This is a genomic window from uncultured Methanobrevibacter sp., assembly GCF_934746965.1.
Lineage (GTDB): Archaea > Methanobacteriota > Methanobacteria > Methanobacteriales > Methanobacteriaceae > Methanocatella.
In genome coordinates this window covers 135,945-159,605 of record NZ_CAKVFS010000002.1, presented here as the reverse complement: position 1 = coordinate 159,605, position 23,661 = coordinate 135,945, and the positions used below count along the sequence as shown (strand labels likewise).

The window sequence follows — 23,661 nt, the reverse complement described above, 5'->3', positions numbered from 1 at the left end:
GGTTTCATCCTTTCTTTTTTTATTTTTTTATTTTTGGAGGATAATAATGCATCAAGCAAGAATTAAGCTTACAGGAACTGATCCAGAAAAATTAGCTTATGTTTGTGATCAACTTAAAAAAATCGCTGAAAGAACTGGTGTTGATTTGTCTGGTCCTATCCCATTACCTACTAAAAAATTAGTAGTTCCTACAAGAAAATCTCCAGATGGAGAAGGAAAAGCTTCTTGGGAAAAATGGGAACTTAGAATTCATAAACGTTTAGTCGGAATCGGTGCTGATGAACGTGCTATGAGACAAGTCATGAAAGTTAATGTTCCGGATAATGTAAGTATTGAAATAGAACTTAAAGGATAAATATTTAGATTTTTTCTAAATATTTTTTCTGTTTTACATGCCGAGATAGTCTAGTCTGGTAAGGCGCAGGACTTGAAATCCTGTGGAGTTTCTCCGCCTGGGTTCAAATCCCAGTCTCGGCGTTCTTTTTAATTTTTATTATATATTTTAATTTTTTTTAATAGTGTGTAGGCCGAGATAGTCTAGTCTGGTAAGGCGCAGGACTTGAAATCCTGTGGAGTTTCTCCGCCTGGGTTCAAATCCCAGTCTCGGCGTTCTTTTTAATTATAAAAATAGTTGTTTATTTTTTCATCTAATTGATTTAAATTAGAAATTATGTCTTTTTTATTTAAATTTTTAATTTTTGGACGTTTAAGCATTATGATATCTATATCTTTTGCATTAGCTGCATTGATTTTATTGGTAACTCCTCCGATATCCCCACTTTCTTTTGTTATTATTACATCTGCATTTGTTTCTTCGATTATTTTGATGTTTTCTTCTAAGCTAGATGTACCTTTCATTGGGATGATGTGGTCTTCTGGAATTCTTAATGATTCACATTTTTCTAAGGATTTTGGAACTTTTAAAATTCGTGCATAAAATTTGCTTACTGGAACATACTTTAGAATATTTTCCATTGTGTTAGCTCCTGCAAGATGAAGTACATTTCCATTATTATAATTACTTTTTATTAATTTTCCAGCTTCATCTAGTGAAGTTACTTCATGTACTCTGGAGGTATCTATATTTTCCAAGTTTGAAGGTAGTCTTTCAAATCTAATATAATTTATATTGCAAATTTCAGATAAACTAACACTAGTTTGTGTGATGTGTGATGCGTAAGGGTGTGTTGCATCAATTAAAAGATTGAAGTCATTATTTTCAATAAGTTTTATGAATTCATCTTTTAAAAGTGGTTTAGCTATTGTGTCATCACTTCCTGACTCAATAGCTAATTTGGATCCATATTCTGTTGTTGTTGTAGTTAAAATATATGAATCATAGTTTTCTTTTATATGTTGGGTTATATTGCTTGCATCTTTGGTTCCACCAATAAGCAAAATTTTTAGTTTTTTCATTCTACCACTAATTTGTCCATTATTTTATTTGATATTAATATTGTAGCAGCTATTATAAATATTAAAATCCAGTCTATAATTCCAATACTTGTTGTTCTGAATATTGTTTGTAATTCTGGAATATATACAATTAATACTTGTAGTATGAAACAAATTATAATTGCTAGATAAAGGTATGTACTTCTTTTAGCAGAGTTTGATTTTGAATTATATGCATTAAATAATTGATATATTACAAATAATGTAAATGTAACAGTCATAGCCTGTTTTTGACTAGCTCCGATTGTTAATTTATAACTGAATAATGCTATTGAACCTATTGCCATTACAAGTCCTGCAACAAATATTTTTATTAATACTTTTTTATTTAATATGTCTCCAGTTTCAGGTTCTCGATTCATTATATTTTTTTCATAATCTTCCATACCTAAAGTTTGTGCTGGGGGTCCATCCATTACAATATTAATCCAGAGTAATTGTACGGGATTAAATGGAACGGGAAGCATGAATATACTTGTTCCAATTATAGTTAAAATAGCTCCAACATTTGTGGAGACTTGGAATTTGATAAATCTTTTTATATTGTCATATATTTTACGACCTTCACGAATTGCAGTTACTATTGTTCCAAAATTATCATCCTGTATAATCATGTCTCCAGATTCTTTTGCAACATCTGTACCTGATCCCATAGCTACACCAATAGATGCATTTTTTAGTGCAGGAGCATCATTTACACCATCACCAGTCATTGAAACAATTTCTCCTTTTTGTTTCAATGTTTCAACAATTCTCATTTTTTGTTCTGGTTTTACTCTTGCATAAACTTGAATGTCATCTACAATTTCAAAATATTCTTCATCACTTAATTTGTCTAATTGATTACCGTCTATTATTTTTCCGTTTGTTAATATTCCAATTTCATGTGCAATAGCTGAAGCTGTTTTTAAATGATCTCCAGTAATCATTATTACTTTTATTCCAGCTTTTTTACATGCTGTAATTGATTTATCAACATTTTCTTTTGGAGGATCAATTATTCCAACGAGACCAGTAAATATTAAATCATTTTCTATATTTTTATCTATATTTTCAGTGTTTTTATATCCTATTCCTAAAACTCTTAAAGCATTATTGGTCATTTCATCTATTTTTTTACTTAATGTTTCCTTTATAGAATCATCAATTATTTCAATAGTTCCATTATTATCTATATATTTACATTTATCAATAATGATTTCTGGTGCACCTTTAGATAGAACTAAATAATTTTCATCTTTTTCATGTATAGTAGTCATCATTTTACGACTACTGTCTAAGGGAATTTCATTAATTCTAGGATATTTCTTTTCTAAATTCTGTTTAAAATAATCATGATCTTGACTGTATTTTAAAACAGCACCATCAGTTGGATCTCCAATTATTTTATCATTTCTAATTGTGGAATTATTACACATTGCATTAATTTTTAAAGATTTAGTTTCATTGTAGAAAAAAGTATCTCTAACTGTCATTTTATTTTCAGTTAATGTTCCAGTTTTATCACTACAAATAACAGTACAAGAACCTAAGGTTTCTACTGAAAGTAATCTGCGGACAATTGCATTTGATTTAGTTAATTGTTGCATTCCTAAAGCTAGTGTTAAAGTTAAAACTGCAGGTAATCCTTCAGGTATTGCTGCTACTGCAAGGGAGACTGCTGTTAAAAAAGTCTCAACAATGGGAACTCCTTTAAATAATTCAAAAATGAAAATAAAAATACAGACAATAATTGCGATTACTGACAATGTTTTTCCAAGTTTATCCATTTTTTCTTGAAGTGGAGTTTCTCCTTTTTCTTTTTGAATTACTTCAGCTATTTTCCCAATGGATGTATTCATACCTATGGAGGTTACAATTCCAATTCCATTTCCTAAGGTTACGTTTGAATCCATATATGCTTCTTCTTTTGAAGATTTTTCAACAGGTAAAGATTCTCCAGTTAAATTAGATTCATCAATTTTTAACCTGTTGGTTTCAATTAATATCAAATCTGCAGGAACTTTGTCTCCTTCTTCAAGAAGCACAATATCTCCAATGGTTAATTCTTTCGAATCAATTTTTTGCACTTCCCCATTTCTTTTAACAACAGCATGTGATGTGGTGATGCTTTTAAGCATTTCAATTGCTTTTTCGGAACGGTATTCTTGTATAAATCCGATTATTGTATTTAAAAGTACAGCTATTAAAATTACACATGAATCAATAACATCTCCAACGAAATATGCTGCAATTGCAGCAACAATAAGTAATCCTATTAACACATCAATAAACTGTTCTAAAAATAAAATTACTGGACTTTTTTTCTTTTTTTCTTTTAATTCATTTAATCCATTTTGTTTTTGACGTTTAAGAACTTCATCAGAATTCAATCCTTCTTTTGAAGTATGGTATTTTTTTAAAAGGTTTTCCATTAATAACACCTATAATATGTAAAAACTTGCTTTTTTGTAATTCTTTAATTTTGCTTTGTGAAATCCTATGTTTAAATCTTCATTACATAATGGTTTTATTATAATCATTCCATTTGTTTCATGAGATAATTTTTCAATATAAGGTTGTAATTCACTAGGTGGACGGATTGAGTATATTATGTCTGCATTTTTATATAAATCTAAATTAGGATTTGTAATATCGTCTTTTATGACTTCATTATCATTTGGTAAAATATCAGTTTTTATGATTTCTATATTTTCATTTCTCTTTAAATATTGATAAACACCATCAAATTTTCCAACTGCAACTTCAACTATTTTTGTTGGATTTTTAGTTGATTGTGTTAATATAAACTCTGCAAAATCATCCCACATTCTTTAACCTCAAAAATTATATATTTATTTAATAATATATATTTTTCAAGATTAATTTAAATTATAGGTTTATTGATGATAATTAGAGAGTTTGTTCCTAACGATTTAAAGCGTGTTTGTGAAATTGAAGAGATGTCCTTTGATGAATCTTATGAATTAAACATGTTTATGCAATTGTATAATATTGGTGCAGGATTTTTAGTAGCTGAAGATGATGGGTATATTATAGGATATATTTTATTTTGGATTAAATATGAAAATGAAGGTCATATTATATCATTAGCTGTTGATAAAGATTATCAAAGGAAAAAAGCAGGTACAAAATTGTTGTCTAAAGCAATAAGTATATTATCATTATTTAATGTAAATAAAATACTTTTGGAAGTAAATGAGAATAATGATGGTGCTTTTGAATTTTATAAAAAATTTAATTTTGAAGTAGATAGAACAGTACCTCATTACTATAATAATGGTGATGGTGCTATAGTAATGTATTTGCCAATTAAGGGTTAATACTAGTTAAATTACCATTTAACATTTGAGTAGCATTATTAATTGTATTTAAATCAAGATTTCCAGTTAAATAAAGTACTAATATTAAAATTCCATAAAGTATTAAAATAGTTAATTGGATGTATCCGTGTTTTTTAGCTATTGGGTCTTTTCTTGTTGCAAGATAAATTGCTAATATTGCTCCAATTATTCCGCCAAGTAATGAAAATATATAACCAAGAATAATTATTATTTTGCTGGTAGGTTTGTAATCCATGTTTTGTGCAGATTTACTTATTTCTTTTTTAATAATTATTGGATTTAAACTGTTGTTTATTTCATGGGTTTGGCTTTTGAAAATTAGGGGAGTTCCACATTTAACACAAAAAGTAGCTTCCTCCGGATTTGAAAATCCACAGTAAGGGCATGCATTTTCATTTTCAGCTATTTTTGGGAATTCATATCCACATTTGATACAAAATCCGTATTGGTCATCACTTGTTGCATGACAGTTTGGACATCTTCTTAAAACCATATTATCATCTTCGTTATTTATTATTACTTAGTATTTATACTATTTAAATTTCTTTCATTAATTATTTATAAGGTAAAATTACATAAATATATTATTATAATAATTTAAGGGATTAAAATGGCAGATGTATCATCAAAAGAATTATATAAATTTAAAAAAACTTTAAAAGAATTGTCTGAAAAAAAAGGTAGAGGTACAGAGCTTGTTTCCGTTTATATTCCTCATGATAAACAAATTAGTGATGTTGGTAAACAGATGAGGGATGAGCTTGGTCAAAGTGCTAATATTAAAAGTAAACAAACCAGGAAAAATGTACAATCAGCTATTGAAGTAATTTTACAAAGGATAAGATTATTCAAAGCAGCTCCTGAAAATGGTTTGGTTCTTTTCGTTGGTATGATTCCGAGAGGAGGTCCTGGAACTGAAAAAATGGAAACATATGTTTTTGAACCTCCGGAACCTATTACTACTTACTGGTATCAATGTAACAATGAGTTTTTCTTAGAACCTCTTGAATACATGATTGAAGAAAGGGAAACTTATGGTTTAGCAGTTATTGATAGGAAAGAAGCTACAATTGCTACTTTAAAAGGTAAAAAAGTTAATATTTTGAATCATTTAACAAGTGGGGTTCCAGGTAAACATAAAGCAGGAGGACAATCACAAAGAAGGTTTGACCGTGTAATTGATCTTGCTGCTCATGAGTTTAAAAAACGTATTGGGGAACATATGAATGAAGATTTCTTAGCTTTAGATGAACTTGAAGGAGTTATTATAGGAGGTCCTGGTTTTACAAAAGAAGAATTTGTAAAAGGAGATTATCTTAACTATGAAATTAAAGATAAAATTATAGCTACTGTAGATACTTCTTATACTGGAGAATTTGGTATTAGGGAAGTTATTGATAAATCTGCAGATATTTTAAATGATTTGGATGTTATGCAAGAAAAGAAAACAGTTCAAAAGTTCTTGCATGAATTAGTAAAAGATAAAGGTCTTGCATCTTATGGTGAAAGAGAAGTTAGAACTAATTTAATTATGGGTGCTGTTGACACATTATTATTGTCTGAAGATCTTGAAGCTATGCGTAAAGTTTTCAAATGTCCTACTTGTGGTAATGAAGAAGAAATAACAGTAAAATCTCAAAGTGAAGCAGATAAACTTGAAAAACATTGTTCTAAATGTAATGAAATTTTAAAAGAAGAATCTTCACAAACTTTAATTGAAGATTTTGTTGAAAAAGCTGAAGAAATGAATTCCAGTGTTGAACTTATTTCTACAGAAACTGAAGAAGGTATGCAACTTTTAAGAGCATTTGGTGGGGTTGCAGCTATTTTAAGGTACCATGTTGGATAAACATGGTACATCTGCCTTTTATTTTGAATACTCTGCGTAAATATAGCTATCTGGATGTTTGTCGTGGTAGCTAAATGGATTATTCATTCTTTTTGTTTTTTTAAGTGGTTTGTGAGTAGTTACTCCTTGTTCTAGTCTAATCTTATTGATTATTTTAATAAATACTTTTTTCTCCATAGGATATTCTTTGTTAAATGCATTATAAATGGAATAAATAGTTTTTGGATTTTTTAAATAGTTTTCTTTTAATTCATTATATTTCGATTTTGGTATTTTTATTTCTTCATTTGGGTTATATACAGTCATTTTATTTCTCTCTTTTTTAATTTTTTTATTTAATTTTTAACTTTTGTTTATTTATGTAGATAGTTATTTGGAAATTTTAAAAATCATTCATATGTTTTATTTTTTTGTATATTAGAAAATGATTTTTAATAGTTTTTGTAAATTATTATGTAAAAAGTAGTATATAAATACTTATTGTTTTTTTGAAAATATGTATTTTTGTCCATACTATTTATTAATTATGTTGAATGTTTTTTTATTTTTATTTAAAAAAGTGAAAGTTTTTAATAATAGAACAGATATATTAATTATTATATTGTTAAATATTTTGGCTTATTTCAGGTCAAAATCTGAATGTTATTTAATGATATGTACTGAACAAATGTTGGAAATTTTTAGAAAATAATATTATTTATTTAAATAGATTTTTGAATTATTTAATCAATTTCTAGAAAATTCTGTAATTAATATTTTAATTAACGGAGGAAAATATTATGTCTTATGTAGATGATGTAATAGAATCAACTATAAAACAAAACCCTTCTGAACCAGAATTCCATCAAGCTGTAAAAGAAGTATTGGAATCTTTAAGGGTTGTTATTGAAGCAAATGAAGAAGAATACAAGAAAAATGCACTTCTTGAAAGGTTAGTTAATCCGGAAAGACAATTAAAATTCCGTGTTCCATGGGTTGATGACAATGGTCAAGTACAAGTAAACACAGGATACCGTGTACAATTTAACAGTGCAATTGGACCTTACAAAGGTGGATTACGTTTCCACCCTTCCGTAAATGTAGGTATTATTAAATTCTTAGGTTTTGAACAAATTTTCAAAAACTCCTTAACTGGCCTTGCAATCGGTGGAGGTAAAGGAGGTTCTGACTTTGATCCTAAAGGAAAATCTGACAGAGAAATAATGGCATTTTGTCAAAGTTTCATGACAGAATTATGCAAATACATTGGTGCAGATACTGATGTTCCAGCAGGAGATATTGGTGTTGGTGGTAGAGAAATTGGTTTCTTATATGGTCAATACAAAAGGATTAGGGGATTATCTGAGGGAGTATTAACTGGTAAAGCTTTATCTTATGGTGGATCATTAGCAAGAACTGAAGCTACCGGATATGGATTATTATACTTCACTGATGCAATGTTAAAAGCAAATGATATTGATATCAAAGGAAAAACCATTGCAGTATCTGGTGCAGGTAACGTAGCTATTTATGCTATTGAAAAAGCACAAGAATTAGGTGGTAATCCTGTAACCTGTTCTGATTCCACTGGTTGGATTTATGATCCTGAAGGAATTGATGTAGCTTTATTAAAAGAAGTAAAAGAAGTTAAACGTGCAAGATTAACTGAATATGCAGCAGCAAGACCAAGTGCGGAATATCATGAAGGTAAAGGTGTATGGTCTGTTAAATGTGACATCGCTCTTCCATGTGCAACTCAAAATGAATTATTATTAGATGATGCTAAACAATTAGTAGCTAATGGTGTTGTAGCAGTTGCTGAAGGTGCAAACATGCCTACTTCTATTGAAGCAACTGAATACTTACAAGATAATGATGTATTATTTGGACCAGGAAAAGCTTCTAATGCGGGTGGAGTAGCTACTTCTGCATTAGAAATGGCTCAAAATTCCCAAAGATTATCTTGGACTTTTGAAGAAGTTGATGGAAAACTTAAAACTATTATGGAAAACATTTTTGCTAATGTTGATGAAGCAGCTAAATCCTACGGGCTTGAGAAAAACTACGTAGCTGGTGCAAACATAGCTGGTTTCGAAAAAGTAGTAGATGCAATGAATGCACAAGGAATAGTTTAATTTGGCTATAGTTAATTCTATAGCTTTCTTATTTTTTTTATTTATTATTTATCGGGATGATTCTGTTTTTTTAGATTTTTACTAAAAAATATTAACTTTTTGATAATAAAAAAGTAAATTGTCCTAAGATTGTTGGAAATCAAATAATAGATTACTAATGAATTTTATTTAATTAATCTTAATTTTAGGAAACCTACCCTATTTTCGTAATACTTTTACATGTTCCTAATAATACTTTTTAAAGAAGAAATATCATGTGTTTAAATAGTATAAAAAAGAAAATAAAAATAAGGTATATTTCTTGGAGAAAGATACTATTAAAATTTAACCCCAAACATTAATTTTAGCCTCCTTTTTGTTTATAGAAAAATTTAAGTACTTTGGAAATCACATTAAGATATAAGTAAGGGGGTTACCCTTACTTTCTATCTTTTAGCTGGATTATGAAGCTCATTAACCCAATGAGAAATCCAGCTATTGTTAATATTTCTATTAACATAGTAATTTCCTCCATTCTTAATTAGAGTATATTTCTTGGAGAAAGATACTATTAAAATTTAACACCACTTAAACCATATGATTGGACTTGTCCAGGTCCTACGGATAGTTTTTCACAGGTGTTTCCTGCTTCTTCAAGTACTTGTGCGACTTTGTCGATATATGATTGTTCTTTTTTGTCAATGTTATCGCAACCAATAACATAAGTAGTCAATATTGTTTCCCTCCTTTTTTTGGATAAGTTTTAATATTAGTAGGTGATAGATAATTATATTATGAATAATAAAGAATTGATTTTAATAATAGGTGCTATAATTATTGGGTGTAGTATTATTGGAGGTTGTGTTTTAATTGCATCAGAACCTCATAATAATGATGCTAATGTGAGTATGGCTAACAATACAACGAATGTTACAAATAATGCTACTAATGTAACTAATCAAAGTGTTGATGATAATAATCAGCAAACTGAACAATCAAGTAGCTCATCATACAAACAATCCAATAACCATCAAAATACAAAATATGAGCATGGTTGGGAAATAGGCTCAAAACAAGGTGAAAGAACCATTGTTGGCACTAGTTATAATGAAGAAGTTGGAGGTTATGAAGCAGTTCGTGATGATGGGTCCCATAGTTTAGGTGCCCCCTAAAAGTTAATACTTTCTGATTCTGGACCATCAGTTGCATATCCTGAAGCAACTGTACCCATACCTCTATTATAACCTAAAGGGTCAAACATAACTCTTTGACCCTCAATATATACAACAGTATAAACATGTCCAGTAACATGGATATAATTTGCTTTTAAACCAGCACATCTTAAAAGCACAACAGATAAGTGTGCATGGTCACAACAATTAAATATTGCTTTTCCAATATTTGCTTTAGCAGTACTGTAAATATTCTGCTCATTATAATGAGAGTTACTATAACCAGAATATGGGAAATTACTATTAATCCAATCATATATTGCTTGTGCTTTAGCTCGAGCACCTTTTTTACCTTTAGTTAATTGTTTTGCAAATTTACAAGCATCAGCAGGCAGATTACTATTATCAACACCACTATCCTCACTATCTGATGAAACATTAGTATAATCTATAACCTTATCATCCAAACCAGTTGCATCAACCACCGGCTCCAAACCAGCTGTCTTAATCATCTCCTTTAAAATCTCACTAATCTTCATCTGAGTAAAATCAAACTCATACTTCTGTTCTAATAACTTACTCATACCAGATAATTTTAGGTTCATTCCTTTTTCATCAAAGGTCAAATCAGTAATAAAACCTATCAATGTTGGGTCCGCAATAAATAAATCCAAGTTTTTCCATAATTTTCGGGACCATATCTTATAGCTAATCTTACACCTTTATAAAAACGGTCTAAATCCATTATTTCAGGTATTTTAATACTTCCAGTATTACTAATGTCTTCATAATCTCCATCAAATTCAACATTGGTGAATTCACCATAATAGTAGGTTTCTATTATTTCACCTTGATGTAATTTGAAGCCTTTTGTTAAACTGTCTTCATCATCCGTTTCATCAGTACTAGTATTTTCTTCAGCCTCATTATTATCGGTGGTTGTTGTATTTGAAGAATCATCTGAACTTAATGGTGTGTATTGTTCCCAGTTTTCCTCATCAGTTTTATAAACCTCAAGTAATATCCTAGGTATCCTATATTGTGTGAATGGGTCAAAATCAGCCAAAAATATCACTCACCAGTTTTGTTTTTAGATTCTCTTTTAAGACGTTCTTCTTCAGACTCTAATTTATCTTCCGGTACAGTATATTTCTTGGAGAAAGATACTATTAAAATTTAACCAATAACTAACACGATTAAATAATTATTATAATCATGTAACTGTTTTTTAAATATTAAACTAGCTATCAAGATTATTAATATTAATATTGTTACAATTAACATAAATTTAATAGGGGAAATGTTTAAATTATTGGAAATATATATGATTAAAACAGAGTTTAGAGAGATAAAAATTAATTATCTCTCCTTATCCGTTTAATTTTTTTTCAAGTACTGTAATAGGCTGAGTAATATTATTACAGTATTGAAAAATATTTCCAATATTTCCACCGTTTCACGTATATTTCTTGGAGAAAGATACTATTAAAATTTAACTTATCATAGGTGATGAAATGTTAGATGGAGTATTAGATGGGGGTTATGGCATGCTTAGAAATGCTAGTGAAGTTGCATATATGAAAACATTAACTGATGACGAGCAAAAAGCTCGCATTAAAAAGTTATGGTTGGAAGATCCCGAAGCATATTATGAGTGGAAAGAAGATTGTATAGAATCTGGGTATTTACCTGATTTGTTTGGTACATCTGATAATCCTATTACTATAGATGAATCTAAACTTTAAATATTTGAGGCTGTATATTTCTTGGAGAAAGATATTATTAAAATTTAACAAAGTATTATCAACTTTTAAGAATGGTGTGTATTAACAATTTAATATAATCTCGTTGAATAGTGAAATAGGTGATTTTCATGACAAAAATTTGTTTAAATTGTAATGAAGAATATGATGATTCATATAAATTTTGCCAAAATTGTGGAACAGAATTATCTGAAGTAAAAGGCGAAGAAAAAAATGAAAAAGGATTTTTTACTAAAGTTATAGAAAAGGGGACAGAATTAAAAGAAAAAAATGATGCTTATTATGAAGAAAAAAGGAAAAAGAAAAAACTAGCTAATAGAACTACCACAGAAAAAGAGTATGATTTTTATTTTGAAGATATTGTACAACAATTTAAAGAAGATGCAAAAAAAGCAGATAAAGTGTATAGAGCATATGTTACAAGTGGTATTTCAAGATTAGAAAAAATTAATGGTAGATTTTTAGCTTCACAATTGATTAAATTAGATATTTTAAATAAACAAAATAAAAGAATAATAGAACAAAATGATGCTATTATAGATTTATTAACTCAATTAGTTAACAAATAGTGGGGGCTATATGTAAAGAGATACCTACTAAAATAAATTTTCACTTTTTTATGTGTCTTTTTTAAATGAATGATAAAATTTTAAGATTTTTTTTAAAATTTTATATAGATGAACTATATGTTTCTCGTAGAACGATACATTTAAAATTTAACCTATTCTGGAAGGAGGGGAAAATTATGATAATTGAAATATTACAGTTAATACAAATAATCCTTATAATAACATCTATAATAATATTATATCAAATAGCAAAAAAACAAAAAGACATTAAAAAAGAAGTAATTGTATTAATAATAAATATAATTGTAGCTATCGTAGTATGGTTATTTTAATTAAGTTTTAATATAGGAGTTATAAGTTTCATCTAAAACATTAATATAATATCTATATTTTTTTATATTTTAAAGAGGTGTAATCATGCCTAATATAACACTCAATAAAAAGAATCATGAAAAACTCACGGCAATAAGAGATGAAGAAGGATTAAAAAGCTTCAATGAAGTATTAGACAAAATACTCCCAAATGGAGCTATTAGTAGCATGGATTTTGAAATAGAACAACCAGCATTCACATTAAATGCTGGAGATAATTATGAACATGTTTCATGGAATGAATTAAAAAAAGCAGAAACAGGCAAAACATGGAGTAACGGTGAAGAAGCAACAATAATATACAAAGATGAAATCGGAGCATTAATAAGATTCATTGATGAATACAAAGAAGTTTATTTAAATTACTTCCATTTCCTATGAAAAAGGAAATTTTTTCATTTTAAAAGAATTACCTTTTTATATATTTTAAAATACTAAACTTAATTTAATCATGTGGAGATTAATAATAGAAGTCTGGTGAAGTATGTTTCTCGTAGAAAGAGGCATCTAAAATTTAACTTCATAGATTTAAGTATGTTTTTAATATATTATAATTATATATTTTCATTTTTTAAAAAATCAATTACATTTAAATGAGTTATTCCCTTTTTAGAGTAATCTCAGTCATTCAGTGTTAATACATATTTGGGATAATTGTCAGATATTTTTTTCTAAAGGATTAAATTCTCTTTCACATGTATTTTCATCTAATTGACTCAGATACTTGGATATAAATAGTTTTATTATGTTTCCTACATATAAAATTTTTTGTTTTCCAATATTTCCAACAGTAACCTGGTATTTTCTTCTAATTAACTCTAAAAATACTATATTTTCTAATATTGGTCTTCTTGACTTATTAATTTTTGATAAATATAACTCTCTTTTAATCATGAAAATCATCTCTGAATACTAGTTATATGTTCCTCTATGACCTACAATTATCATATTAACATCTGTTGCTAGGATAACTTTTTTACAACTATTGCTGAAGTGAAATAGGTGTATGATGGATTGATTGGTTTTATTCTTGAAATTTCAAAGCATAGTTAGGAAGATAGTCCGGATAAGGTAAGTATGGCAGTTTTTTTTTTAAAAGATTAAATTATATTAAATAATACAGAATACTTTTGCGAAATGTGTCGTTTTTTATCATATGGTTATAAATATAATAATCACGGAAAGATGAATACTGGAGGATTTTGCAATGGGGGAAATAAAAATTCATGTATTACATACGGGTAGGGTTTGTGTTGCTCCAGAATTGCCTTTTGGTGGTGAGCATTGCAATCCAATTAATGCAAGTGGTGTATTTGGAAAAAAGATGATAGACTGTGGTTGCCAGTTTCTGCATATCTGATAGAATGTAGTCATGGAAAAATTTTATTTGATTGTGGTTGGGATAGGGATATGAGTCCGAATGGTAAATTTGACAGAAAGTCACAAATGAAATCTCTTGGAGGTTTTCTTCTTTATAAAACGAATCAGGGAGTTCTTCCAATAGGTGATGCTATTGATGAACAGCTTGCTGAAATTGAAATACGACCTGCTGATTTGGATTTGGTATTGCTTTCTCATTTGGATTGTGATCATGTAAATGGATTGAAACTGGTGAAAAATGCCAAAAGAATACTTGTGGCAAATGATGAACTCAAATTTGCAGAAAATGGTAGTTTGATGAACAAAATACGTTATAATAATGACTGGTGGAATGGAACTAAAATAGAGGGTTTTGACTGGAATGGGTCAGATGGTCCTGTTAAGAAATCGTATGATGTATTTGGAGATGGAAGTCTGGTAATGATAAATATTCCTGGACATTGTGAAGGTTTATGTGCTCTGAAAATTACGAATGATAGTGGAAAATATGTATTGCTTTTCGCAGATGGAGGTTATGCAAAAAAGTCCTGGAAGGAACAAATTACATCGGGGATTGCGGATGACAAAGAAATGCAGAAAAAATCATTGGAATGGATTCGTGAACAAAGTTTGAATCCTGATTGTGTAGAATCACTTGCAAATCATGATCCTGATGTTGAACCACATTTAATAAATTTATAATAGGGGTCAATTATGGGTCAGATACTATTGATTACAGAAGTTTCTGGGGGTTAGTGTCTGGAGTTTGGCAAAATTTTTTCAAGAGAATGTAATGATGTGTTTACTGTAGTCAGATGAGAATATATTCATGTTGGGATGTCAGTTTGAATAAAAATGAAAGATTTAGATAAACAATTCCTGTTTTCTTATTATTTTTTTTTGTAGATAATATATGGACATAATTAGCATTGGTTTAGATAGGACTGTATAAAAGAATCATTTAAAATTTATATTATCTTAAATATTTTATCATTGTTGTATTTCGCAACATTTATATGTTCTTTTTTATATAATATTTATTGTTGTAATTAGCAACAGTTTTTATTAAGTTAATGAATGGGAATATTATGGAAAACTTTTACTTGGATTTTACAGTAATTTATTATATTTTTTGTTAATGAATCGTTAAAAGTTTTATATTGTTTAAAAAGTAGAATATTTATTTTATTAGCTAGTTTAATTATAAATTATTCTATAAAATCAATATACAAATAAATATATGATGATATAATAAAATTGGAAGTTAATTATAAGTAATTTATTATAGTGAAAGTTGGAGTATGGTTTTTCATATAGATAAATACACTTTAAAATTTTATTATGCAAAAAATTTTAAATGTTGATAGGTGGTATAAATGAAAAAGTTAATAGTATATTTCTCTTACACTGGAAATACTCGCATGATAGCTAATAAGATTAAAGAAAAACTTAATTGTGATATTTTGGAAATTGAGACAACAATACCATATTCAAGTGATTATGATGAGGTTGTTAATGATGAACAAAATGGGGAAGCAAGTAATCATTTACCGGAAATAAAAAAATTAAATATAAATTTGGATGAATATGATGTTATTATTTTGGGAACTCCTGTTTGGTGGTATAGGCCATGTCCTGCTATTAGAACCTTTTTAACTGAAAATGATTTAGATGGAAAGACAATTATTCCATTTGCAACTAATGCTGGGTGGTTAGGTAAAACATTTGATGAAATAAAGGAAATATGTCCTAATTCAGGAGTTGAATATGAGATGGATATAATTTTTGAAAGTTATAGTGATAAATTAAAAACTAATAATAATGAAATTAATGCTTGGATAGATAAAATTGAAAAAATAAATTAAATTATCTATCTCTTTTTTTATACATAATTTTGGTTTTGATGTTGGATGTTATAATTAAATTTCTCAATATTTTTTCATGTTGGAGCAGTAATTTCATATTTCATTCAATACTTTTTAACTTGCAGATATTAATCTCCAAAGTTTTAATATATTTAATTTTAATTTCTCCATTATAATTATAAATCATTAATTTAACAGATAATATTATATTTTATGAAAATATACCTCAATCGGAGTTGTTTAATCATGTTTTTAGATGAAACAAAAAAATATATAATAACTTTCAAACAAGTATACCTGAAGAATTAATAAAAAAATTCAATATTGATGAAAATATTATTGTTGGATGGTTTGTAAATGACAAAGGAAAAATAGAAGTAAAATTTAGACAAAGAAAGACTATTGGGGGCATGGGAGGAATTATTAAGCTAGATTATCCAACAGATGCTGTGGATCTAAAAAGAGAGTTATATACTGAATGATTATTATTATATGAGATATTCATAAAGATATTTAGTTTTAAGTAAAAAATTATTCTTAGTCTAGCTAATTAAATATTTGATTAATATTTTACAAAACTAGTTAAACACTTAGATTTAGAACACATTCAGTTTCATTTGTAGTATTGAATGAAATTTAGTATTTTATTATTTTAATTGAATATAATATATTTCAATGTTTATTTTTTGAATAGAAACATTTATATTAACTCATAATGTTAATATAAAAACAAGAAATTATAATTTATTTTTTGGAATTTAAGTTAACTGAAAAATTAATGGATTTATAAGAAACTGTCATTTAAAAATAAGGAATGATGGAGGTTAATAAATTTGACTAATAAAAATGAAATTAAACTATTTCAAATGAGCAAATAAGAACTAAATGGGATTCTGAAATTGAAGAGTATTATTTTTCAATAATTGATGTGGTAGGAGTATTAACTGAAAGTAAAAATCCTAGAAAATATTGGAGTGTACTTAAATCTCGTTTGAAGAATGAAGATCTTGAAGTGGCTACAAATTGTAGTCAGTTGAAAATGCTTGCATCTGATGGTAAAATGAGGTTAACAGATGTAGCAACTACTAAACAATTATTAAGAATTATTCAATCAGTACCCTCATCTAAAGCTGAACCGTTCAAACAAGGGTTAGCACAATTAGGAAAAGAAAGACTTGATGAAATAGCAGATCCAGAACAAGCTATTGAAAGAGCTATAAACATTTATCGTAAGAAAGGATACTCTGAAGAATGGATTAATCAAAGATTGAGAAGTATTGAAATAAGAAAAGATTTAACAAATGAATGGAATTGTTCAGTGTTAAACAAGGTAAAGAATATGCAATTTTAACAGATGAAGTGAATAAAGCATGGTCTGGAATGACTACAAAACAATATAAAAGATATAAAAGTCTTAAAAAAGAAAGTTTAAGAGATAATATGGCTAACACGGAATTAGTTTTAAATATGTTGGCTGAAGTGTCCACTACTGAAATTAGTCGTAATGAAAATCCTAAAGGTTTAAATGAAAGTAAACATGTTGCTAAGCGTGGAGGAAATATTGCAGGCAATGCAAGAAAAGATTTAGAAAATCCGTGGGGTAGAAAAGTTATTAGTAAACATAATTCTAATGATCCTAATTTATTGGATGAATAATGGCGTAAGGTATAATGTTTTGTTTAAAAGGAGTTATTTTAATATTTTAAGTATAGTTAGAAGTTACACTACAAGAAAAAAAGAAAACACTCTGGATAAGAGTTATAGATTTATAGATAAAAACATGGCGAATGAATTAATGAAGACAAATGATATTGTAGCACATACACAAATCAATGGTGATGATTATTTTACATTAACATCAGATTTTGACCCAAATAAACATAATGCATATCTTGTTGATGCTAAATGTGTTGAAGATGTTAAACAAAATTGTCCCGATTGGAATATTACAGTACTGAAAATGTTTACTAACGAAAATCAGATATCTGCAGATAAAAGAAATGCTGATATTATAGTCCCACATGATGATGACTGTGATTTGATACTTGAAAGGAAAGTAATACATCAGTATTATCTTAGAAAAAAGAATGTTCGTGTATCTAGACCTGATTGGTCTGAAGTATTATAAATAATAATATAATTAATTATGTTACAGAATGATGAAAATGTATTGGTTGATATTATTTTAAAGGTTAATAAATTTTATATTTTATAATCTTTATGAAGTATGTTTTTTAAAATAGAATGTTAAAATCAACTGGGTATTGTGTTTTAGTAGTTTAATTCATTTCATAATCTTTATTAAATAGTTTAAATTAAAGTATCATATACATGAACTAAACATTTTTCATGAGGTGAAAAATTATGTATAAAAAAATTTTAGTTCCTACTGATGGATCAGAAGCTGCAGAAAAAGAAGTTGAAAGAGTTGGAGATTTACTTGTTGAAGATGGGGAAATAATTATTTTATCCGTTGCATCTGAATTAACTCCTCATCAATTTCAAACTAAAGCAGATATTGATAAATTAAATCAATCATTCTTGGATGAGGCTCAATTTAGTGTTGATAAAATGAAAGCTAAGTTTGATTCAAATATTAATATCACAACTAAAGTAGTTGTTGGATTTCCTGCTGAATCAATTGTTCAAGTTGCAGAAGAAGAGAATGTTGATTTAATTGCTATTTCATCATCTGGTAAAGGTAAAGTTACTAAATTTTTCATTGGTAGTGTAGCAGAAAAAGTTATTCATTCTTTTAATAAAGATGTATTGTTGGTACATTAGGTAATTATTACCTATCTTTTTATTTTTTTTTTAAGTTAATTGTGGGATAATTTTATTTTAAATTTTAAGACTGTATTCAAAAAAAATTTGAAATTAAAGTTTAACTATGTTGACTATTTTTATCTAATTTTAATCTAGTTCTTGTTATTCTAAATAGAGACATGATATTATAATAAAGTTTTGGTTTATGATTTAATAATATAATAATGAATGTAATTTAAATTGTATTAATTGTATTAAATTTCGCTATTTTAATAAACAAGCATATACTAAACTTAAAAAATGATTATAATATTTCTGCTTGAAGTTAATATGCAAAATTTAAATAGTATTACTGTTAAATTATAGTATGTAGAATACTTTTTTTTAAAAAAAGTAAACTATTTTTAAATAATTTGGAGAATATTGATTTATATGAAATTAAATTCAAAAATATTAGTTGCATTACTTGTATGTGTTGTTGCGGCAGTTGCTGTAGGTGTTGTTGCTGCACAAGATGCTTCTTTAAGTGATGGTACAACTTTTAAAGTTCCAGAAGGTTTTACCCTTCAAGAAACTGATGATAGTGGAGCAACATCTTTAGTAAAAGATGATCTTGCAATAATAATTTTGGCTAGTGATGCTAAATCTCCTGAAGATGGTAGGAAATCTCTTGAATCAAAAGGATACACATTTAAAAGTCAAAAAGATGTATCTGGTTTTGATGGAGATGTTGTTGAACAAGCTTATGATAAAGACGGTATGCCAGTTTATGGATACATCTGTGAATTAGATACTGGATCATACATTGTTGTTGCAGCAAACACTCCTTCTGATTGGAATGTTGAATCTGGAGATAATCCTGTAAATTCCATTATAAAATCTTTAAGTTAAGTAATGTAAAACCATTACTTATTTTTTTTAAATTAATATTTGGTTTTTTTAAAGATAATTATATAAACTATTTTTTACATATACTAAATTGTCTTTTAGAATGAACTTCAAATAAGTTTTTTTTTTAATCATTTTTGATAGCTTATTTTAGTTTTAAAAGATTTATTAAAACTAATGGGGGTGAAAAAGATTAAATTAAGACGAAAGATAATATTTACAGTATTTTTAATGTTATTTTTCGTGATTATGGGATGTATTTCTGCAAATGATTCATTGGATTTAAATGAAACTAATAATCATTCTATTGTTGGTGGAGAACAGGAGATTCCTGATGTTCCGGATATTCCAGATATTCCGGACATTGATAATAGTTCTGAAATTAGTGATAATACTAAGTCTAATGAAGTTAATTTGACAATATTCAACATTGAGGATTATTTCATCAATGGAACTTTGGGTGAGCAATATTCTAATACTACATTTGTTATAACTCAGAATTTTGAGAATTTAGGTCTTTTAAAAATTAAAGCAAGTAATGTAACTATTTTAGGTAATGGTTTTACTTTAAAAAATGTAGCATTTTCTGTTACAGGTAAAGATGTTACTTTAAATAATTTTACATTAACTGAATCTTTCAGTTTTGATGGAGCTGATGGTGCTGCAATTTTAATATTATCTAATAATGCTCATATTTATAATTGTATTATAAATTATATAGTTCCACGAGATGTGGAAGCTTATGGTATTTCTGCTGTAGGTAGAAAAATAGCTCCAATCACAGGTTTGGAAATTGTTAACTGTACAATTAACTTTGAAGGGAATAATTTTAAGGCAAATACTTATAATTATGCATTAAAATTAAGTAATTCTCCAAATGCACTAATTGCGAATAACAATATTTCAACACATCTTCCGTTAAGGGATGTTAATTTTGGAGCTATGGGTGCTACTTTAAATTCTAATTATGTTGCCAGTGTAGGTATTGAATATAGTAATAATTTAACATTTATTGGAAATATTGTGGCTAGTGTTGTTAATAAAAGACCTGGTAGTAGTTATCCTACATTAGATGGAATTATTATTGCTGATTCAAATAATTGTCTTGTTAAAAATAATACTTTATACATGGAAGATTTTGTAACTCTCCCTGGACTTAATAATTATCTTTATGGTATTGATGTATGGCGTGTAAATAATTTAGTATTGAATTCTAATAATATTACTATTTTAACAACTGGTGGAATGTATGCTGCTGGTACTGCATACCCTATACAAATTACTGGACCTTCTAAAAAGATAAATATAACAAATAATGATTTATATTCAATATCAAATGGACCAAATATTGGAATTTATTCACAAAATTATTATGGGGATACACAATTATTAATTGCAAATAATAGGATTAATGTAACTGGATGGGCAGGAAATCATAGCTGGGCATTAGTTGCAGGTATAGAAGCTCAAGATTCTAATGATACAATTATTAATAATACAATTGAAGTTCATAGTATTGCTGAAGTTAAGGATAATGATAATCTTTTTGGTATTAGTTATTCTCAATCAACTAAAGGTAACCATACTTTTGTTATTAAAAACAACACTGTTACAAGTGAAGCAAAATATGCGATTTCACTAATAAGTGCTGAGAATTCTATAATTGCTGATAATTTATTAATATCTACTTGTCCTGATGCTAAAGAGAGTTATGATGCGTTAAATACAAACGGTAATTTTTATAATAGTACTTATTATAATAATCGTGTTGTAAATGCATTTGATTATTATGCTGAAATTAATAATAATGTTGATGGAGGTAATTTATTTAATTACACACCGCCTGAGAATACAAATAATATAACTAATATTATTAATGGTTCTAATATTAAGCCATGGTATCCAAGTTTTCCTAGTAAAAACCCATTACTTCCTAAACCGGGTAATCATGGTGATATAATTGTTACTCCTGATGAAGAAATTGATGAAAAAGAAACTCCAGATAATTCAGATGGTGATCCTGGTTATGTAGATGTTCCAGATTTACCTAATGATGATGGTAAATCATTAAGTTCTGCTAATGGTACTAGTGATTCTGATGATAGTTCTAAAAATTTAGGTTTATCATTAATTGATGCTTTGATTAATTTCTTAACTTCAAACTCAGATAATGGTGATTCACAATCTAACGCTTATGGGGGTAATGTCAAATCAAACACTTCATCTTCTAGTGAAAGTCCAAGTATTAATGGAAATCCGTCTCAAAGTAGTTCTAAATCCTCTTCAGGATCAAATGCAAAAAGTGCTGGTGGTTCTGCAGGTGATGTTGGTAAACAAACATCAGATGATGTTAAAAAAGCTTATGAAATTGATAAAAACATAGTAAAAGATAATCCTACTGCGATTGTTAGTTTTATTGTTTTGATTATAATATTTGCTTTATTAATATTCATTGGATATAGACATAAAAAATCAAACGAGGAATATTAAAATTATAATAGTCATTTTTGACTATTCTTTTTCTTTTTTTTTAAAAGTGAATTTTAATTAATTTAAAATTTATAAAAAAATAGTGGAATGTAGGATTATAATCTACCTACTTTAATTAAAGATTCAATAGGAATTTCTTCAATTTCAGAAAGTCCTGATTTGTCAATTAGCACAGTAACAGCTATTGGTTCTCCACCATGGTCTTTTACTGCATGAATAACTTCTTTTACAGTTTTACCACTAGTTATAACATCATCAACAATTACAACTTTTTTTCCTTCAACTGATCCGAAGTTTGTACTTATAGCTCCTTCACCATCATCTTTTTCTTTCCTATGTTTGTGAGGGTGGTATACTGCAAGTGATGTTTCGACTTCACTCATTTCTTCTAAAAAATCAGCCATCATAGTTGCAAATGGCACACCACTAACTGCTATTCCAAGAACTACTTGTGCTTCTCCATGAGCTAGTGCCATATCACTTAAAGCTCCTGAAACATATCTTAAACGAGTTGAATTTTCACCTAAACTTTTCCAATTTATAAAAAAGTCTACTGGAGCTTCAGGTTTTTCTTCAGCTGGTTTTTGAAGAGTTAACCATCTAGCAGTATCCATACTTACATTAAGTTCATCAGCTATCTCTCCAGTTGTGAAACCATGTTGTCTAAGCTCTTGTGCTTTTTTAATTAATTTTTGTTTCATAAAAACCACTTATTCAAGTTCATCTAAACTAATAGGTTTATGTTCTTTAGAAGATTTGGTAGCTGCTATTACCATTTTAAGTGCTTTAAGACCATCTTCACCAGTAATTTCGGGTTCAGTTTCATTAACTACTGAGTTTAAAAATGATTTTAATTCTTCTTTCAATGGTTCTTCATGTTTTATGTCAATATCTTGAGCAAATTTACCATATACATCTATGCTTTGTTCAATGTAATCTACTGAAATGATTCCATCAGTTCCAGTTACTTCAATTTGTCTCCTTTTGTATGGAGTTAACCAATTTACTTCAAGGATTCCTGTAGATTCATTTTCAAAGTTTATCATAATTTCTGCATGGTCTTCAAATTCGCATTTTTCTAAAATACTGTTCATAGTACCATAAACTTGAATTACTTCTTCATCAAAGAGGTAGTTCATAACATCTAAATCATGGATAGCTAAGTCAATGGTTACTCCAACATCTTTTATTCTTGGAGGGAATGGCCCTACTCTTTTTGCAGATGCAGATACAATGTCTCCAATCACATCATTTTCAATGAGTTCTTTAGCTTTTTGAACAGCAGGGTTAAATCTTTCCACATGTCCTGTTGCTAATATAACTCCAGCTTCTTTTGCAGCAGTAATCATTTCTTCTGCTTCTTTTAATGTGAAAGCTATTGGTTTTTCAACTAATACATGTTTTCCATGTTTAATAGATTCCATGACAACATCATGGTGGAATGTAGTTGGAACACATACACTAACTACTTCTATTTCAGGGTCTTTGAGTAAATCTTCATAATCAGTGAAACCTTTAGCATCATATTTTTTAGCTACTTTATTTAATGTTCTTTCACTTACATCACTAACTGCTACTAAATTTGCTTCTTCTAATTTGTAATATACACGTGCATGGTTGTATCCCATTGCACCTACTCCAATAACTCCTACATTTACAGTTCTCAATTTTAGTCC

Annotated in this window: 28 protein-coding genes, 2 tRNA genes and 1 pseudogene; 20 read left to right on the top strand and 11 right to left on the bottom strand. The window is 28.0% G+C overall.

All coding sequences use genetic code 11. The features are described 5' to 3' along the window. Positions 1-46 precede the first annotated feature (46 nt). The 3 genes from rpsJ to Q0984_RS02125 all read left to right on the top strand — a co-directional run bounded on the left by rpsJ (position 47) and on the right by Q0984_RS02125 (position 609). Complete coding sequence (gene rpsJ, locus Q0984_RS02135; protein ID WP_004033033.1) at positions 47-355, top strand: 30S ribosomal protein S10; 309 nt, start codon at positions 47-49, stop codon at positions 353-355. Positions 356-394: 39 nt separating this feature from the next. Beyond that, positions 395-477: transfer RNA gene (locus Q0984_RS02130), tRNA-Ser, on the top strand. Between the two features lie 49 nt (positions 478-526). After that, a tRNA-Ser gene (locus Q0984_RS02125) sits at positions 527-609 on the top strand. Between the two features lie 6 nt (positions 610-615). Here Q0984_RS02125 and cobK read toward each other — a convergent pair. Genes cobK through Q0984_RS02110 form a run of 3 tightly spaced genes read right to left on the bottom strand, consistent with a single transcriptional unit; the run spans position 616 to position 4,265 of the window. Further along, positions 616-1,416 (bottom strand): precorrin-6A reductase, encoded by an 801-nt coding sequence (gene cobK, locus Q0984_RS02120; RefSeq protein ID WP_299522853.1) that lies wholly within the window; start codon positions 1,414-1,416, stop codon positions 616-618. Next, a complete protein-coding gene (locus Q0984_RS02115) occupies positions 1,413-3,869 on the bottom strand; it encodes a calcium-translocating P-type ATPase, PMCA-type (RefSeq protein WP_299522850.1) in 2,457 nt (818 codons plus the stop codon). Before Q0984_RS02115 ends, cobK begins: the two co-directional genes overlap by 4 nt. Positions 3,870-3,878: 9 nt before the next feature. Further along, positions 3,879-4,265 carry a UPF0146 family protein gene (locus Q0984_RS02110; protein ID WP_299522846.1) on the bottom strand — a complete coding sequence of 129 codons (387 nt, stop codon included), beginning with the start codon at positions 4,263-4,265 and terminating at the stop codon, positions 3,879-3,881. Positions 4,266-4,340: 75 nt separating this feature from the next. Between Q0984_RS02110 and rimI the strand changes: the two genes are divergently transcribed. Beyond that, complete coding sequence (gene rimI, locus Q0984_RS02105) at positions 4,341-4,778, top strand: ribosomal protein S18-alanine N-acetyltransferase (RefSeq protein WP_299522844.1); 438 nt, start codon at positions 4,341-4,343, stop codon at positions 4,776-4,778. Here the strand turns inward: rimI and Q0984_RS02100 are convergent. Beyond that, positions 4,768-5,292, bottom strand: a complete 525-nt coding sequence (locus Q0984_RS02100; protein WP_299522841.1) for a zinc ribbon domain-containing protein — start codon at positions 5,290-5,292, stop codon at positions 4,768-4,770. The genes rimI and Q0984_RS02100 overlap by 11 nt on opposite strands. Positions 5,293-5,409: 117 nt before the next feature. On the opposite strand from Q0984_RS02100, the gene prf1 reads away from it, so the two are divergent. Next, a complete protein-coding gene (gene prf1 / locus Q0984_RS02095) occupies positions 5,410-6,648 on the top strand; it encodes a peptide chain release factor aRF-1 (protein ID WP_299522838.1) in 1,239 nt (412 codons plus the stop codon). Between the two features lie 18 nt (positions 6,649-6,666). Here prf1 and Q0984_RS02090 read toward each other — a convergent pair whose 3' ends face one another. Continuing rightward, complete coding sequence (locus Q0984_RS02090; RefSeq protein ID WP_299522836.1) at positions 6,667-6,954, bottom strand: hypothetical protein; 288 nt, start codon at positions 6,952-6,954, stop codon at positions 6,667-6,669. A gap of 473 nt (positions 6,955-7,427) precedes the next feature. Here Q0984_RS02090 and gdhA point away from each other — a divergent pair, with 473 nt between their 5' ends. Next, on the top strand, positions 7,428-8,762 hold the full coding sequence (gene gdhA, locus Q0984_RS02085) for an NADP-specific glutamate dehydrogenase (RefSeq protein ID WP_299522832.1): 1,335 nt from the start codon (positions 7,428-7,430) through the stop codon (positions 8,760-8,762). 550 nt (positions 8,763-9,312) lie between these two features. Here gdhA and Q0984_RS02080 read toward each other — a convergent pair. Next, on the bottom strand, positions 9,313-9,474 hold the full coding sequence (locus Q0984_RS02080) for a hypothetical protein (protein ID WP_299522829.1): 162 nt from the start codon (positions 9,472-9,474) through the stop codon (positions 9,313-9,315). Positions 9,475-9,535: 61 nt separating this feature from the next. Between Q0984_RS02080 and Q0984_RS02075 the strand changes: the two genes are divergently transcribed. Continuing rightward, positions 9,536-9,913, top strand: a complete 378-nt coding sequence (locus tag Q0984_RS02075) for a hypothetical protein (protein WP_299522826.1) — start codon at positions 9,536-9,538, stop codon at positions 9,911-9,913. On the opposite strand, the gene Q0984_RS02070 is transcribed toward Q0984_RS02075, so the two are convergent. Together Q0984_RS02070 and Q0984_RS02065 are read right to left on the bottom strand one after the other, a co-directional pair. Then, on the bottom strand, positions 9,910-10,587 hold the full coding sequence (locus Q0984_RS02070) for a transglutaminase family protein (protein ID WP_299522823.1): 678 nt from the start codon (positions 10,585-10,587) through the stop codon (positions 9,910-9,912). The two genes, Q0984_RS02075 and Q0984_RS02070, sit on opposite strands and share 4 nt — an antisense overlap. Further along, the gene (locus Q0984_RS02065) at positions 10,557-10,979 is read right to left on the bottom strand and encodes a hypothetical protein (RefSeq protein WP_299522820.1); all 423 of its coding nucleotides are present in this window, start codon (positions 10,977-10,979) and stop codon (positions 10,557-10,559) included. The genes Q0984_RS02070 and Q0984_RS02065 overlap by 31 nt, the downstream gene beginning before the upstream one ends. Positions 10,980-11,427: 448 nt before the next feature. Between Q0984_RS02065 and Q0984_RS02060 the strand changes: the two genes are divergently transcribed. The 4 genes from Q0984_RS02060 (at position 11,428) to Q0984_RS02045 (ending at position 12,998) form a co-directional block, all read left to right on the top strand. Next, on the top strand, positions 11,428-11,658 hold the full coding sequence (locus tag Q0984_RS02060; RefSeq protein ID WP_299522818.1) for a hypothetical protein: 231 nt from the start codon (positions 11,428-11,430) through the stop codon (positions 11,656-11,658). 128 nt (positions 11,659-11,786) lie between these two features. Further along, on the top strand, positions 11,787-12,245 hold the full coding sequence (locus tag Q0984_RS02055) for a zinc ribbon domain-containing protein (RefSeq protein ID WP_299522815.1): 459 nt from the start codon (positions 11,787-11,789) through the stop codon (positions 12,243-12,245). 176 nt (positions 12,246-12,421) lie between these two features. Continuing rightward, a complete protein-coding gene (locus Q0984_RS02050; RefSeq protein WP_299522812.1) occupies positions 12,422-12,577 on the top strand; it encodes a hypothetical protein in 156 nt (51 codons plus the stop codon). Between the two features lie 85 nt (positions 12,578-12,662). Further along, the gene (locus tag Q0984_RS02045) at positions 12,663-12,998 is read left to right on the top strand and encodes a hypothetical protein (protein WP_299522809.1); all 336 of its coding nucleotides are present in this window, start codon (positions 12,663-12,665) and stop codon (positions 12,996-12,998) included. Between the two features lie 173 nt (positions 12,999-13,171). On the opposite strand, the pseudogene Q0984_RS02040 reads toward Q0984_RS02045, so the two are convergent. Then, positions 13,172-13,481 (bottom strand): annotated as a pseudogene (locus Q0984_RS02040) (ATPase); the annotation flags it as partial. Positions 13,482-13,824: 343 nt separating this feature from the next. Here Q0984_RS02040 and Q0984_RS02035 point away from each other — a divergent pair. The 9 genes from Q0984_RS02035 to Q0984_RS01995 all read left to right on the top strand — a co-directional run bounded on the left by Q0984_RS02035 (position 13,825) and on the right by Q0984_RS01995 (position 21,985). Then, positions 13,825-13,977 carry a hypothetical protein gene (locus tag Q0984_RS02035; RefSeq protein ID WP_299522804.1) on the top strand — a complete coding sequence of 51 codons (153 nt, stop codon included), beginning with the start codon at positions 13,825-13,827 and terminating at the stop codon, positions 13,975-13,977. After that, a complete protein-coding gene (locus tag Q0984_RS02030) occupies positions 13,956-14,678 on the top strand; it encodes an MBL fold metallo-hydrolase (protein WP_299522801.1) in 723 nt (240 codons plus the stop codon). The genes Q0984_RS02035 and Q0984_RS02030 overlap by 22 nt, the downstream gene beginning before the upstream one ends. Before the next feature lie 674 nt (positions 14,679-15,352). Then, positions 15,353-15,841, top strand: coding sequence for a flavodoxin (locus tag Q0984_RS02025; RefSeq protein WP_299522798.1), 489 nt, complete (start codon positions 15,353-15,355; stop codon positions 15,839-15,841). Positions 15,842-16,769: 928 nt separating this feature from the next. Further along, the gene (locus tag Q0984_RS02020) at positions 16,770-17,192 is read left to right on the top strand and encodes a hypothetical protein (protein ID WP_299522795.1); all 423 of its coding nucleotides are present in this window, start codon (positions 16,770-16,772) and stop codon (positions 17,190-17,192) included. Next, positions 17,147-17,497, top strand: coding sequence for a hypothetical protein (locus Q0984_RS02015; RefSeq protein WP_299522792.1), 351 nt, complete (start codon positions 17,147-17,149; stop codon positions 17,495-17,497). The genes Q0984_RS02020 and Q0984_RS02015 overlap by 46 nt, the downstream gene beginning before the upstream one ends. 139 nt (positions 17,498-17,636) lie before the next feature. Beyond that, positions 17,637-17,969, top strand: a complete 333-nt coding sequence (locus Q0984_RS02010; protein ID WP_299522789.1) for a hypothetical protein — start codon at positions 17,637-17,639, stop codon at positions 17,967-17,969. A 236-nt stretch (positions 17,970-18,205) separates the two neighbouring features. Further along, complete coding sequence (locus tag Q0984_RS02005) at positions 18,206-18,625, top strand: universal stress protein (RefSeq protein ID WP_299522786.1); 420 nt, start codon at positions 18,206-18,208, stop codon at positions 18,623-18,625. A 414-nt stretch (positions 18,626-19,039) separates the two neighbouring features. Further along, positions 19,040-19,498: a hypothetical protein gene (locus Q0984_RS02000; RefSeq protein WP_299522783.1), complete on the top strand. Its 459-nt coding sequence runs from the start codon at positions 19,040-19,042 to the stop codon at positions 19,496-19,498. A 246-nt stretch (positions 19,499-19,744) separates the two neighbouring features. After that, positions 19,745-21,985, top strand: a complete 2,241-nt coding sequence (locus Q0984_RS01995; protein ID WP_365906966.1) for a right-handed parallel beta-helix repeat-containing protein — start codon at positions 19,745-19,747, stop codon at positions 21,983-21,985. 95 nt (positions 21,986-22,080) lie between these two features. Here the strand turns inward: Q0984_RS01995 and Q0984_RS01990 are convergent, their stop codons facing one another. Beyond that, positions 22,081-22,686: an orotate phosphoribosyltransferase-like protein gene (locus tag Q0984_RS01990; RefSeq protein ID WP_299522778.1), complete on the bottom strand. Its 606-nt coding sequence runs from the start codon at positions 22,684-22,686 to the stop codon at positions 22,081-22,083. A gap of 9 nt (positions 22,687-22,695) precedes the next feature. After that, positions 22,696-23,652, bottom strand: coding sequence for a Gfo/Idh/MocA family protein (locus Q0984_RS01985; RefSeq protein ID WP_299522775.1), 957 nt, complete (start codon positions 23,650-23,652; stop codon positions 22,696-22,698). Positions 23,653-23,661: the final 9 nt, after the last annotated feature.

Bases quoted from the DNA above. Each gene is read 5' to 3' on its own strand.
- rpsJ (WP_004033033.1), top strand. From the start codon at position 47: ATGCATCAAGCAAGAATTAAGCTTACAGGAACTGATCCAGAAAAATTA.
- cobK (WP_299522853.1), bottom strand. From the start codon at position 1,416: ATGAAAAAACTAAAAATTTTGCTTATTGGTGGAACCAAAGATGCAAGC.
- Q0984_RS02115 (WP_299522850.1), bottom strand. From the start codon at position 3,869: ATGGAAAACCTTTTAAAAAAATACCATACTTCAAAAGAAGGATTGAAT.
- Q0984_RS02110 (WP_299522846.1), bottom strand. From the start codon at position 4,265: ATGTGGGATGATTTTGCAGAGTTTATATTAACACAATCAACTAAAAAT.
- rimI (WP_299522844.1), top strand. From the start codon at position 4,341: ATGATAATTAGAGAGTTTGTTCCTAACGATTTAAAGCGTGTTTGTGAA.
- Q0984_RS02100 (WP_299522841.1), bottom strand. From the start codon at position 5,292: ATGGTTTTAAGAAGATGTCCAAACTGTCATGCAACAAGTGATGACCAA.
- prf1 (WP_299522838.1), top strand. From the start codon at position 5,410: ATGGCAGATGTATCATCAAAAGAATTATATAAATTTAAAAAAACTTTA.
- Q0984_RS02090 (WP_299522836.1), bottom strand. From the start codon at position 6,954: ATGACTGTATATAACCCAAATGAAGAAATAAAAATACCAAAATCGAAA.
- gdhA (WP_299522832.1), top strand. From the start codon at position 7,428: ATGTCTTATGTAGATGATGTAATAGAATCAACTATAAAACAAAACCCT.
- Q0984_RS02075 (WP_299522826.1), top strand. From the start codon at position 9,536: ATGAATAATAAAGAATTGATTTTAATAATAGGTGCTATAATTATTGGG.
- Q0984_RS02060 (WP_299522818.1), top strand. From the start codon at position 11,428: ATGTTAGATGGAGTATTAGATGGGGGTTATGGCATGCTTAGAAATGCT.
- Q0984_RS02055 (WP_299522815.1), top strand. From the start codon at position 11,787: ATGACAAAAATTTGTTTAAATTGTAATGAAGAATATGATGATTCATAT.
- Q0984_RS02050 (WP_299522812.1), top strand. From the start codon at position 12,422: ATGATAATTGAAATATTACAGTTAATACAAATAATCCTTATAATAACA.
- Q0984_RS02045 (WP_299522809.1), top strand. From the start codon at position 12,663: ATGCCTAATATAACACTCAATAAAAAGAATCATGAAAAACTCACGGCA.
- Q0984_RS02035 (WP_299522804.1), top strand. From the start codon at position 13,825: ATGGGGGAAATAAAAATTCATGTATTACATACGGGTAGGGTTTGTGTT.
- Q0984_RS02025 (WP_299522798.1), top strand. From the start codon at position 15,353: ATGAAAAAGTTAATAGTATATTTCTCTTACACTGGAAATACTCGCATG.
- Q0984_RS02015 (WP_299522792.1), top strand. From the start codon at position 17,147: ATGGAATTGTTCAGTGTTAAACAAGGTAAAGAATATGCAATTTTAACA.
- Q0984_RS02010 (WP_299522789.1), top strand. From the start codon at position 17,637: ATGAAGACAAATGATATTGTAGCACATACACAAATCAATGGTGATGAT.
- Q0984_RS02005 (WP_299522786.1), top strand. From the start codon at position 18,206: ATGTATAAAAAAATTTTAGTTCCTACTGATGGATCAGAAGCTGCAGAA.
- Q0984_RS02000 (WP_299522783.1), top strand. From the start codon at position 19,040: ATGAAATTAAATTCAAAAATATTAGTTGCATTACTTGTATGTGTTGTT.
- Q0984_RS01995 (WP_365906966.1), top strand. From the start codon at position 19,745: ATGGGATGTATTTCTGCAAATGATTCATTGGATTTAAATGAAACTAAT.
- Q0984_RS01990 (WP_299522778.1), bottom strand. From the start codon at position 22,686: ATGAAACAAAAATTAATTAAAAAAGCACAAGAGCTTAGACAACATGGT.